Source organism: Amorphus sp. 3PC139-8 (assembly GCF_040750475.1).
In the GTDB taxonomy this organism is placed as follows: Bacteria; Pseudomonadota; Alphaproteobacteria; order Rhizobiales; family Amorphaceae; genus Amorphus.
This window is the reverse complement of record NZ_JABJVY010000018.1, coordinates 49,080-61,155: the sequence shown is the minus strand read 5'-3', so window position 1 is coordinate 61,155 and position 12,076 is coordinate 49,080. Positions and strand designations below refer to the sequence as shown.

Annotated in this window: 12 protein-coding genes; 3 read left to right on the top strand and 9 right to left on the bottom strand. The window is 65.3% G+C overall.

Translation table 11 applies throughout. The annotated features are described in order from the left end of the window. Positions 1-162: 162 nt before the first annotated feature. Positions 163-1,179, bottom strand: a complete 1,017-nt coding sequence (locus HNS03_RS16605) for an ABC transporter substrate-binding protein (protein WP_367196852.1) — start codon at positions 1,177-1,179, stop codon at positions 163-165. Positions 1,180-1,431: 252 nt separating this feature from the next. Continuing rightward, positions 1,432-2,706, bottom strand: a complete 1,275-nt coding sequence (ccrA, locus tag HNS03_RS16600) for a crotonyl-CoA carboxylase/reductase (RefSeq protein WP_367196851.1) — start codon at positions 2,704-2,706, stop codon at positions 1,432-1,434. Between the two features lie 270 nt (positions 2,707-2,976). On the opposite strand from ccrA, the gene HNS03_RS16595 reads away from it, so the two are divergent. Further along, positions 2,977-4,971 (top strand): methylmalonyl-CoA mutase family protein, encoded by a 1,995-nt coding sequence (locus tag HNS03_RS16595; RefSeq protein ID WP_367196849.1) that lies wholly within the window; start codon positions 2,977-2,979, stop codon positions 4,969-4,971. A gap of 377 nt (positions 4,972-5,348) precedes the next feature. Here the strand turns inward: HNS03_RS16595 and HNS03_RS16590 are convergent, their stop codons facing one another. The 6 genes from HNS03_RS16590 to ffh all read right to left on the bottom strand — a co-directional run bounded on the left by HNS03_RS16590 (position 5,349) and on the right by ffh (position 9,768). Further along, positions 5,349-5,615, bottom strand: coding sequence for a DUF1150 family protein (locus tag HNS03_RS16590; protein ID WP_367196848.1), 267 nt, complete (start codon positions 5,613-5,615; stop codon positions 5,349-5,351). Between the two features lie 165 nt (positions 5,616-5,780). Then, the gene (locus HNS03_RS16585; protein WP_367196846.1) at positions 5,781-6,212 is read right to left on the bottom strand and encodes an Hsp20 family protein; all 432 of its coding nucleotides are present in this window, start codon (positions 6,210-6,212) and stop codon (positions 5,781-5,783) included. Positions 6,213-6,340: 128 nt separating this feature from the next. Then, the gene (trmD, locus tag HNS03_RS16580) at positions 6,341-7,054 is read right to left on the bottom strand and encodes a tRNA (guanosine(37)-N1)-methyltransferase TrmD (protein WP_367196941.1); all 714 of its coding nucleotides are present in this window, start codon (positions 7,052-7,054) and stop codon (positions 6,341-6,343) included. Next, entirely contained in the window at positions 7,051-7,674 is a 624-nt protein-coding gene (rimM, locus tag HNS03_RS16575) for a ribosome maturation factor RimM (protein WP_367196845.1), read from the bottom strand. Before rimM ends, trmD begins: the two co-directional genes overlap by 4 nt. 47 nt (positions 7,675-7,721) lie before the next feature. Next, positions 7,722-8,123 carry a 30S ribosomal protein S16 gene (gene rpsP, locus HNS03_RS16570; protein ID WP_367196843.1) on the bottom strand — a complete coding sequence of 134 codons (402 nt, stop codon included), beginning with the start codon at positions 8,121-8,123 and terminating at the stop codon, positions 7,722-7,724. Positions 8,124-8,241: 118 nt separating this feature from the next. After that, positions 8,242-9,768, bottom strand: coding sequence for a signal recognition particle protein (ffh, locus tag HNS03_RS16565; protein WP_367196841.1), 1,527 nt, complete (start codon positions 9,766-9,768; stop codon positions 8,242-8,244). Between the two features lie 399 nt (positions 9,769-10,167). Here ffh and HNS03_RS16560 point away from each other — a divergent pair, with 399 nt between their 5' ends. Further along, positions 10,168-10,578 (top strand): DUF3775 domain-containing protein, encoded by a 411-nt coding sequence (locus tag HNS03_RS16560; RefSeq protein ID WP_367196839.1) that lies wholly within the window; start codon positions 10,168-10,170, stop codon positions 10,576-10,578. 298 nt (positions 10,579-10,876) lie between these two features. Next, positions 10,877-11,254, top strand: coding sequence for a bleomycin resistance protein (locus HNS03_RS16555; protein WP_367196837.1), 378 nt, complete (start codon positions 10,877-10,879; stop codon positions 11,252-11,254). A 44-nt stretch (positions 11,255-11,298) separates the two neighbouring features. Here the strand turns inward: HNS03_RS16555 and HNS03_RS16550 are convergent, their stop codons facing one another. Beyond that, a complete protein-coding gene (locus HNS03_RS16550; RefSeq protein WP_367196939.1) occupies positions 11,299-12,036 on the bottom strand; it encodes an acetoacetate decarboxylase in 738 nt (245 codons plus the stop codon). Between the last annotated feature and the right edge of the window lie 40 nt (positions 12,037-12,076).

Here is a 12,076-nt window from a genome sequence, read left to right as displayed (position 1 = left end):
CCGTTTGGCGATTCCAGGAAAAGCTACACGGGTCTCGCGAACGTACGAGCCGGAGCGGGATCGCAAAAAAAAGCGGGAGCCGATGTCAGCCGGCGTCCCGCTCCAATTCATTGGAACCATTTGCGAAGACTTCAGGTCTCTTCGGCCCGAAGTCCTTAGAGGCTACAGCGCGGCTTTGACCTTCTCGGCGACCGGCTCCGGCACCCATTTGCCCCAGACGTCCTCGCGGTTCTTGAGGAAGGTCTTGGCGGCTTCGGCGGCGGAGGTACCGTTCTTTTCCATGCCGGCCAGGGCTTCGCTGGTGAGCTGGCTGGTCGTGGTGTAGGCGGTGAGGAACGCCGTCAGGTTCGGCGCCTCTTCGGAAAAGGCTTTGTTGGCGCCGATGATGACCTTGCTGACCGGATAGGCGGTCGCGGTGTCGGGATCGTCGCTCGCCAGCATGTCGTCCCAGATCTTCTGGTTGAACTCCGGCTCTTCAAGCTTCTCGAAGGCGTATTCGCCCATCAGCGCCGTTGGCGTCCAATAATAGAACAGGATCGGCTTCTTGCGCAGATAGGCCGCCTCCACGGCGGCGGCGAGCGCGGTTCCCGTGCCGGGGCGGAAGTTGGTGTAGGAATCGCTGAGCCCGTAGGCGATCAGCTTCTTGGAATTGACCACCTCGCACTGCCAGCCGGCCGGGCAGTTGTAGAAGCGGCCCTTGCTCGGCTCTTCCGGATCCTGGAACGTGTCGGCATAGTCCGGCAGGTCCTCGACGCGCTTCAGGGTCGGGATCGGCGCCTCGTCGCCGTCGACCAGGTAGCTCGGCACGAACCAGCCTTCCTGGGCATCGGGATAGGTGGTGCCGAGCGGGACCACCTCGCCGCGCGCCTCGGCATCCACCCAGGCTTGGGCCGGATTGGCGGTCCAGATCTCCATAATCACGTCGACATCGCCGCGGGCGACGCCGTTGATCAGCGGGATCACCGAGCCGGGCAGGTCGTCGACGGCGCAGCCATAGCCGTTCTTGGTGATGAACTTGGCGATTTCGGTGTGGAAGGCGGCCGACTGGTAGTCGAGGCCCGCAAACATCACCGGGCGGTCGAGCTCGCAGGTATCGTCGGCCGCAACGGCCGGAAGCGGCGCGAGCGAGGCAAAGAGCAAGGCGCCGGCGAGCGCATACGGGTAAGAGGCGGAAGGCATGGTCCGGATCCTATCGTGTCGGCTGCGGTCGGAACGGGCGAGGGCGCATGGCCACACGCGCTCCGTCTACGACACCGGCGCGCCCAGCCGACCCGAACCCTAATGCAGTCGTCCCGCAAACGAAATCGGCTTCTTGGGGGACGTCCTGTCCAGACCTTGTCGATATGATCGAAAAGGGAGGGCGCTGAAGCATGTCCCGGTGGAAGAAAGCTTTGCCCGCGCGTTCGCTGCGCGGGCAAAAGCGTTGTGTCGTCAGGCCGCCTGCGGGCCGGCTTCGAGCACGTCCTCGAAGGTGCGCAAGCCCGTCGTCGGGGCGGAGACCAGCACGGCCATGTTGCCCGGCGCATGCTCGTTCTTCCACATCTTCATGTGGGCGCGCGGAATCTGCGCCCAGGGGAAGACCTCGCTCATGCAGGGATCGACACGCTGGTCGATCACGAACCGGTTGGCCTCCGTCGCCTGCTTCAGATGCGCGAAATGGGAGCCCTGCACGCGCTTTTGGTGCATCCAGACATACCGGGCGTCGAAGGAGATGTTGAACCCGGTGGTGCCGGCGCAGAACACGATCATGCCGCCGCGCTTGGCCACGAAGGTGGAAATCGGGAAGGTCGCCTCGCCGGGGTGTTCGAACACGATGTCGACATTCTTGCCCTTGCCGGTGATGTCCCAGATCGCCTTGCCGAAGCGACGGGCCTCCTTGGCCCAGACCCCGTACTCCTCGCTGTTCACCTTGGGCAGTTGCCCCCAGCAGTCGAACTCCTTGCGGTTGATGACGCCGCGCGCGCCGAGGGAAAGCACGAATTCGCGCTTGTCCTCATCGGAGATGACGCCGATGGCGTTGGCGCCTGCGGCCGCGCAGAGTTGAACGCCGAACACGCCGAGCCCGCCGGAAGCGCCCCAGACCAGCACGTTGTCGCCGGGCTTCACCGTGTGCGGCGGATGGCCGTAGAGCATCCGGTACGCGGTCGCGAGCGTCAGCGTGTAGCAGGCCGATTCTTCCCAGGTCAGGTGCTTCGGCCGGGGCATGAGTTGGCGCGACTGCACCCGGGCGAACTGGGCGAAACCGCCGTCCGGCGTCTCGTAGCCCCAGATCCGCTGGGACGGAGAGAACATCGGGTCGCCGCCATTGCATTCCTCGTCGTCGCCGTCGTCCTGGTTGCAGTGAACCACGACCTCGTCGCCGACCTTCCAGCGGGTGACCTTGGAGCCGACAGCCCAGACGATCCCGGAAGCGTCGGAGCCGGCGATGTGATAGGGCTGCTTGTGGCCGTCGAACGGCGAGACCGGCGTGCCGAGGGCCGCCCAAATGCCGTTGTAGTTGACGCCGGCCGCCATCACCAGGATCAGGACATCGTGGCTGTCGATCTCCCAGGTCGGGACGACCTCGACCTGCATGGAGGTCTCCGGCGGCCCATGACGCTCCTTGCGGATCGCCCAGGCGTACATCTTCGACGGCACATGGCCGAGCGGCGGGATCTCTCCGATTTCGTAGAGGTCTTTTTCGGCAGTGGCCGGTGCACCCGACATTGTTTCCTCCCCTGTCGACGGCATTCTGCTATATTGCAGTGCAATATTCACGTGTCCAGAGGTCGTGGCCATGATCGCCGACCGTGACACGAGCCCGATACCGATGCCCAGCATCTGTCACGAAGCGGCCAAACCGCAAGCCCCACTCGTCGGTTGCATGCGCGGTCGGGTTGTCTCAAGATTTGCTGCGGCGCACGCTTCACAACGGACGCGCGCGTGCGGAAGACGGGTATTGGCCCGGCTTTCCGTCGATTGAGGGAGGGATGTCAAATGAGCGGCGTGAACGACACCGCCGGGGCGCGGGACAAGCCGTGGATCTTCCGCACTTATGCGGGCCATTCGTCGGCCAAGGCGTCGAACGCGCTCTACCGGTCGAACCTGGCCAAGGGGCAGACGGGCCTGTCGGTTGCGTTCGACCTGCCGACCCAGACCGGCTACGATCCCGACCACGCGCTGGCACGCGGCGAAGTCGGCAAGGTGGGCGTCTCGATCGCCCATATCGGCGACATGCGTGTCCTGTTCGATCAGATCCCGCTCGACCAGATGAACACGTCGATGACCATCAACGCGACGGCGGCCTGGCTGCTGGCGTTGTATGTGGCGGTGGCCGACGAAACCGGGGCGGAGCGGGCGAAACTCACCGGCACCACCCAGAACGACATCATCAAGGAATATCTCTCGCGCGGCACCTATGTGTTTCCGCCGGCACCGTCGCTGAAGTTGATCACCGACGTGATTTCCTGGACCGGACGCGAGGCGCCGAAATTCAATCCGATCAACGTCTGCTCCTATCATCTGCAGGAGGCCGGCGCGACGCCGACCCAGGAGCTCGCCTTCGCGCTGGCGACCGCGATCGCCGTGCTCGATGCGGCGCGCGACTCCGGCGCGATCCCGAAAGAGGAGTTTCCCCAAGCGGTCGGGCGGATCTCCTTCTTCGTCAACGCGGGCATGCGGTTCGTGACCGAGATCTGCAAGATGCGGGCGTTCGTGGAGCTCTGGGACGAGATCTGCGAGACCCGCTACGGCGTCGAGGATCCGAAATATCGCCGCTTTCGCTATGGCGTGCAGGTGAACTCGCTTGGCCTGACGGAAAGCCAGCCGGAAAACAACGTCTATCGCATCCTGTTGGAGATGCTGGCCGTTACTCTCTCCAAGACGGCGCGGGCGCGTGCCGTGCAGCTCCCGGCGTGGAACGAGGCGCTTGGTCTGCCGCGTCCCTGGGACCAGCAGTGGAGCCTCAGGGCCCAGCAGATCCTCGCTTACGAGACCGACCTTCTGGAATATGGCGATCTGTTCGACGGCTCCGTCGTGGTCGAGGCCAAGGTGGAGGCGCTGAAGACGGCCGCCAAGGAGGAGTTGGCCCGGATCGATGCCATGGGCGGCGCGGTCGCCGCGATCGAATCCAGCTACATGAAGCAGCAACTGGTGGAATCCAACGGCAAACGGCTCGCCGCAATCGAAAAGGGCAATCAGGTCGTGGTCGGCGTCAACCGCTACACCGAGACCGAGCCGTCGCCGCTCACCACGGGGGCGGGTGCGGTGTTGACGGTGCCTGAGACGGTGGAAGCGGAGGCGGTGGAGAGCCTGAACGCCTGGCGGGCGAGCCGGGACGAACTGGCCGTCGCCCGCACGCTGGCCGAGCTGGAGGCCGCTGCCCGCGAAGGCCGCAACGTGATGGAGCCGTCGATCTCCTGCGCCAAGGCCGGTGTGACCACGGGCGAGTGGGGCGAGACGCTGCGACGGGTGTTCGGGGAATATCGGGCGCCGACCGGTGTTGGCCAGGCTGCGCGTTCGTCCAGCGAGGAGCTCGCCGAAATCCGCGCCGAGGTGGATGCGGTCTCCGATCGGCTCGGCCGGAGGCTGAAATTCCTGGTCGGCAAGCCCGGCCTCGACGGCCATTCGAATGGCGCCGAGCAGATCGCCATGCGCGCTCGCGATTGCGGTATGGAGGTGGTCTACGAGGGCATCCGACTGACGCCGGCGGAAATCGTGAACGCCGCCCTGGAGGAAGGCGTCCATGTGGTGGGGCTGTCGGTGCTGTCGGGCTCCCATATCGCCCTCGTGGGAGAGGTGATGGAACGCATGCGCAAGGCTGGCCTCGACGACGTGCCCGTGGTCGTCGGCGGCATCATCCCGACCGAAGACGCCGAGACCTTGAAGGCGCAAGGGGTGGCCGCGGTCTACACCCCGAAGGATTTCCGATTGTCGGAGATCATGCGCCAGATCGTGGAGATCGTCGCGGCGGGGCAGGCCGAAGCGGCGTAATCCGCCCTGGACCCCGGCTTTTTTCGGGGTGGTGGGAGTAGGGTGAACCCTCGGCGCCGCTCATCCCGCGCAAGCGGGAATCCATCGGGTCTTGGACATATTTTGAGGCTGTGTAGCGGGCGGGGCTTGGACGGGCTCGGCCTAGTTCTGACAGCCGTCTACCTATGGATTCCCGCTTGCGGGGGAGGGAGCGGAAATTGAATTTCGCGCCGAGCAGAACAGCTCCGCTGCATCGTACCTTTGCCCGTCGGCCCGCAGCCGCGAGCGAAGCGGAAACCAGCGACGTACCGGGATCCGCTTCGCCTAGCGTTGGTCAAGATATTGATTCTCAAGCTATTTCTTATCGCTAGGATGCTTCGATCCGAGCGGGAAAGCGTCTAGTGCACCGTCGCCATGAACAGCTGGTGCTGCTCGGCATTGGCGATCACGGCCTCGCGGGAATCGGAGAGCATGATCGGCGTGCCGTCGGCCGCCAACAGGGCCCAGAGCTTGTGGTCGGGCGAAAGCTGCGGCGCATCGGGAAAGAGCGACTTCACCTCTTCGCCGGTGAGCGGCTTCATGTAGGCGACTTCGCCGCCACCAAGCTGGGCGAGCGCCTGTTGCGAAATGGTCTTGTGGTCGAGATTATCGGTCGCGTGGTTCATGACCCATACTCCTTACTGGTTCGGCGCCGCTCCTTATGAGCCGGCGGCGTCTGCCCCCTGATCGGCGGGCAGTGTGCTTCCGTTGCGAACGACCGGTCGCAACGGGAGGCATTCATGGCGCTGCGTGGCGGGATGCACTGCGCGGCGGAAAATATTGAGTTGTGCTTAGCCGTTGGCGGTGATGTCGATCTTGCGGACGATCCGCTCCGGTTCCGGCCGGATCAGGTCGATCGACAACAGACCGTCCTTCAACTCCGCGCTGCGGATCTCGATCCCTTCGGCAAGCACGAAGGTGCGTTGAAACTGGCGCGCCGCAATCCCGCGATGCAGGAATTCGCGATCGCCCTCGTCCTCGCTCTGGCGGCCGCGGATCACGAGCTGGTTTTCTTCCAGCGTGATCTCAAGCTGCTCGCGGGTGAACCCCGCAACGGCGAGCGTGATGCGCAGGATGTCTCCGCGCTCCGAACCGCCGGCGAGCCGTTCGATGTTGTAGGGCGGATAGCCGTCATTGGCAGCTTTCGACACCCGGTCGAGCACCCGCTCGATATCGTCGAACCCGAGCAGGAACGGGCTCGAGAACGTGGTCAAACGCGACATGCGCTTTCAGTCCTTTTTCCAAAGCGACTTCTCAAAGACCGGACCCAATCGATGGCGTCCGCTCTCGTTTTGGAAATATGGGGAAAGCGTGTTCGCGTTCAAGCAGGGAAGGCGGCGAGGACTTCGGCTCAGCCTTCTTTGTTGCCGGGCTGGGGCGCCGTTGCGGACAAAAGGTCGGGCCGGCGCCTGCGTGTCAAAGCTTCGGCCTGCGCCCGCCGCCAGCGGGCGACCTTGCCGTGATCGCCGGACAGAAGCACCGGCGGGATCTCCCGGCCTTCCCATTGCGCCGGCCGGGTATACTGCGGATATTCCAGAAGTCCGTCTTCGAAGCTCTCTTCGTGGGCGGAGTCCGCCGCTCCCATGACGCCCGGCAGGAGCCGGACGATGGCGTCGAGCGTGACCATCGCGGCGATCTCGCCGCCGGAGAGCACATAGTCGCCGATGGACACTTCGATCAGGTTGCGGGCCTCGATCACGCGTTCGTCTATGCCCTCGAAACGGCCGCAAACGATGGTGAGACCCGGTGTTTCGGCATAGTGGCGCACATCGGATTGGCTGAGCGGCTTGCCGCGCGGGCTCATGAGAAGTCGCGGCCGCGTGTCGGAGGCGGGGCTCACCGCATCGATGGCGCGGGCGAGCACGTCGGCGCGCATAACCATGCCGGGACCGCCGCCGGCCGGTGTGTCGTCCACGGTGCGGTGGCGGTCGTTCGCGAAGTCGCGAATGTCGACCGGGTCGAGCGACCAGGTGCCGTCGGCGAGCGCCCGACCGGCCAGCGAGATGCCGAGCGGGCCGGGGAACATCTGCGGATACAGGGTGAGAACGGTGGCGCGGAAGCTCAGGAGTGGTCTCCCTCGCCGTCGGCCTCGTCCTCTGGGGGCGCGTCTTCCAGAAGGCCCACCGGCGGTTCGACCACCAGGCGGCCGGCCTTCAGGTCGACCGTGGGCACGCAGGCAAGCGTGAACGGGACGAACACGCTGGGCTTGTCAGCCCGTTCGACCTCGATCAGGTCGCCGGCGCCAAAGTCCTGGATCGTCCGCACGCGCCCGATCGCCTCGCCGTCGGTGTCGACCACGGCCAGTCCGATCAGGTCCACGTGATAGAAGGTGTCCTCGTCCTCCAGCTCCGGCAAGGCGGAGCGGGGCAACCACAACCTTTCGCCGCGAAGCGCTTCCACGGCCGTTCGGTCGGGAACGCCTTCGAAGCGTGCGGTCATGCGCGACCCCTGTGGTTCCAGGGCAACGAGCCGCAGTTCACGGCCGTCACCAAGCAGCAATGGCCCGCGCTCCAGAAGAAGCGCGGGGTCCTCGCCGAACAAGCGAATCCGGGCCGACCCGCGAATCCCATGCGGCGCCCCGATCTCAGCGAGCGCCACATAGGTGGACGGATCGACTGCCGGCCCCTTCCGCTCTCGCGGACGCGCCTTCGATTGCGTGCGGGGACGAGACGGCCGCTTGCTCATGGCGCTGCCTGCCACATCAACAGGCCCTGGACGAGAACGACGGCCGGTTACTCGGCCGCGGCTTCCTCGGCGGGCGCAGCCTCGGCCGGAGCGGCAGCCGCTTCGGCGGCTTCGGCCTCAGCCTGGCGGCGAGCCTCGATGCGCTCCTGGGCCTTCTTGCCCGGCTCACCCTTCTTCGGGTTCTGACGGGTCGGACGGCTCTTGATGCCGGCGGCATCCAGGAAGCGCAGCACGCGATCGGTCGGCTGGGCGCCGGCCTCAAGCCAATGCTTTACGCGCTCTTCCACCAGGGTGAAGCGCTCCGGATGGTCCTTCGGCAGCAGCGGATTGAAGGTGCCGACCTTCTCCAGGAAGCGGCCGTCGCGCGGCGAGCGGGCGTCGGCGATGACGATGCGATAGTACGGACGCTTCTTGGCGCCGCCGCGGGAAAGACGGATCTTCAGAGGCATAAGGTGTCCTTTTCTTGCTCTTCAGTCGTGTCGGTTGTTCGGTTCTCTTAGAGAGCGGGCTTTGGATGTCGCTTACAGAGGGGGCGGGAAACCGGTTTCCCTCTCTTCCTCAGTCCGCTCAGCGTTTCTTGAACTTGAATTTCTGCTGGCCGCGTCCGCCACCGGGCAAGCCCGGCAAACCGCCGGCGCCGCCGGGGAAGCCGCCCGGCATCGGCGGCAGTCCGGGAGGCATGCCGCCGCCGGCGCCACCGCCGGGCAGGCCGCCTTCCTTGGCCATTTTTTCCAGCTCCGCCGGGTCCATGTTGGGCATGCCGCCACCGCCCATCATGGAGGAGAGCAGGCCCTTCTTCTTACCCATGGACTTCATCATGTCGGACATCTGGCGGTGCATCTTGAGGAGCTTGTTGACCTCCTCGACGCGGGTGCCGGAGCCGGCGGCGATGCGCTTCTTGCGACTTGCCTTCAAAAGCTCCGGCTTGCGGCGCTCCTGGGCGGTCATGGAATTGATGATGGCGACCTGGCGCTTGATGATCTTGTCGTCGACGCCGGCGGCTTCCATCTGTTTGCGCGCCTTGCCCACGCCCGGCATCATGCCCATCAGCCCGGACAGGCCGCCCAGCTTTTCCATCTGCTTGAGCTGGTTCTTCAGGTCTTCCAGGTCGAAGCCGCCCTTCTGCAGCTTCTTGGCCATCGCCATGGCCTGTTCCTGATCGACGTTGGCCGCCGCCTTTTCCACCAGGCTGACGATGTCGCCCATGCCCAGGATTCGGTCGGCGATCCGCTTGGGATAGAAGTCCTCCAACGCGTCCGCGCGCTCGCCGACGCCGATCAGCTTGATCGGTTTGCCGGTGACGGCGCGCATGGAGAGCGCCGCGCCGCCGCGGCCGTCGCCGTCGACACGGGTCAGCACGATACCGGTAACGCCGACGCGCTCGTCGAAGGAGCGGGCGACCTTGACGGCGTCCTGGCCGGTGAGGGCATCGGCGACCAGCAGGATCTCGTGCGGGTTCGCGATGCGCTTGATGTCGGCCATCTCGTGCATCAACTGCTCGTCCACATGCAGACGGCCGGCGGTGTCGAGAATGACGACGTCATAGCCGCCGAGGCGGGCGGCGGTCAGAGCGCGCTCCGCGATTTGGGTCGGCGTCTGGCCCGGCACGATCTTGAGCGTCTCGATGCCGTTCTCCTCGCCGAGCACCTTGAGCTGCTCCATGGCGGCGGGGCGGCGGGTGTCGAGCGAGGCCATCAGCACCTTGCGCTTGTCGCGCGTGGTGAAGCGTTTGGCGATCTTGGCGGTGGTGGTCGTCTTGCCCGAGCCCTGCAGGCCGACCATCATCACGGCCACCGGCGGCGGCGCGTTGAGGTCGATCGGCACAGCCTCTTCGCCGAGCGTGGCGACCAGCTCGTCGTGGACGATCTTGACGACCATCTGGCCGGGCGTGACGGAGCGGACGATCTCGACGCCGACGGCCTTCTCCTTGACGCGCTCGACGAACGGCCGGACGACCTCGAGGGCCACGTCCGCCTCCAACAGCGCACGCCGGATCTCGCGCAGAGCCGCGTCGACGTCCTCGGCCGACAGGGCGCCGCGCCGGGTCAGGCGGTCGAAGATACCGCTTAAGCGGTCGCTTAGGCTTTCGAACATCGCTCCTCGCAATCGTCCTCTCGCCGAACCATGCCCGAACAACGCGAAACGCACCCGCGAGCGAGCATCGCTGGCGGGTGGTGGCCTCCGGGATCTGGTCCCGGTCGGCGGGTCTCGGTGATCGCTCAGGATCGGTGGACTTGGTTACCTAGTCCGTCGCCGGTGGACGGTCAAGCCGCGATCTGCGACACCGCCTCTTGCGACTGAGATCGGCTTGCCGCTTGCCAGCGCGCCAACAGCCTGCAATCTGTCAGGCGTGAGGAGACCGATCGAGCGGTTCGGGGGCGGCGCGGAAGCCGGCTTTCCGGCGTCCTTCGGCTCCAAGAGATCAGAATCGCCCGTGACGGTTCGGGGAGCGCTCCGGACCGCCGCGATGCAGGCCAGCGAAAGGACACCGAGATGCCCGTCGAGCTGACGCTTTCTCCCGACACCGTCCGCAGCGTCATCGAGAAGGCGCGGACGATCGCGACCGAGGTGAGCGATACTTACGCCGATGGTGGCGAGCACGACACCGAGTTCGATCCCGACACGCTGGAGCGCAGCCACGCCCACGATGGGTTGGAAGAAGAAGAGGAAGCCAACCTTACCGAAGAGGAGCTTAAGGAGCTTATCGACGATTTGAATGTCGATGAGTCCGCCGATTTGGTGGCCATCACCTGGATCGGTCGCGGCGACTTCGAGGCCTCCGAGTTCGAGCAGGCGCGCTCGGAGGCGCAGGCGCGCGCGGAAGGGCCGACGGCAACCTATCTGATGGCGATGCCGCTCCTGGCCGATTATCTGGAAGCTGGCCTCGACGCGCTGGAGCTCTAATTTTTGCTCCTCACGCCGAGTTCGCTTGCGCTCACCGGCTTCGGGTAGGCGGCCTGACCGGCCGGCGGACGGTCGTCCGCTGGCTTCGCAGGAGCAATCTCAGGAAAAGTGGGAACCGGTTTTCCCTCCGGGATTTGCGCGGAAAGCGCCCTCTAATGCCGTAGCTTGTGAACTCAATCGGTTTGTCCGATTCGCGACAAGATTCCCGTGAGCACCGTCTCGCGCACCCAACCTGGATCCGCTCGTCTTGTCCGGCACCGTCCGGCGCGGCGGGGCAGGATCTGCGAGGAGACGTGAGATGTCCCACGACACCCCCCATTCCATCCGGTTCGGACGGATCGCCGCCACGGTGCCCGTGAGCGATATGGCCCGCGCTCTGGCGTTCTATGTCGACGTCCTGGGGTTTCAGAAGGTGTTTGAGAACGGCAGCCCGGTGGGCTTCGTGATTCTGCGCCGCGACGCCGCCGAACTTCACCTCACGCTCCACCGCGACCACAAGGGCGGCCCGTTCAACGTCGCCCATATGATGGTGGAGGACGTCGACGCGCTGCACGCGCTCTGTCAGGAAAACGGGGTGCGGATCGTCAAGGGCTTGAAGGATAAGGACTTTGGCCTCAGGGCCTTCGTCCTCGCCGACCCGGACGGCAACCGGATCGATATCGGGCAGGCACGATAGAAACCGCGGCGCCGGAGGTCTATCCGGCGCCGCACCTTTCGGTATCAGGCCAGATAGTCGTGGACGACTTCGCCGAGTCCAAGGGTCAGGTCGGAGAGGATGTGGGTCGCACCCAGCACCTCGACCACCGGCAGGCTGGCAACCGGCGCCAGTGCATGGTGCGCCAGCTCGATCGAGGCCGGTCCGGTCCAGGCACCTTTGAAGACGATGTCGGTCATGTGGTACTTCACCAGCTCGCAGACGCGGGCGGTGCCGTCGACATGCGGCACGATCTTCAGGAGGAAGTTCGGCGCCGTCAGCGACGGCATGACGTCGGCTTCCGCCAGGTCGGCATGCTTGTAGCCCATGGTGGCCGTGCAGACGCGGACCGGCCCGAAATCGAGCGTGCCCACAAGCGTCTCCTTGAAGACCTGCATGGTTGGCTTGGCGTACTTTTTCGGAAAGCCCCAGAGCTCGCGACCGCCCAGGATCGGCGGGCCGTCGTCCAGGTACATGGAGTGGACGTAGGCGCCCTTTTGTCCCTTGTAGGTGACCGGGATCACCTGGCCGGACTCGGTGTAGTCGCCGAAGCCGTTGGAGTCCGGCATGCGGATGAACTCGTATTTCACGATCGGCTCGGCGATCTCCAGCGGCGCCGGCACCACCTGGGCAAGCGCTTCAGGGTCGGTCCGGTAGGTGACGATGAAGAACTCGCGGTTCGTGAACCGGTAGGGCCCCTTGGGAAAAGCGGGCGAGGTAAAGGGCATCGCGAAGGCTTTGCTTCGGATGGTGTCTTCGCTGATCATGGTTGAGCTCCGCTGAGAAGAACGCGAGGGCGAAAGG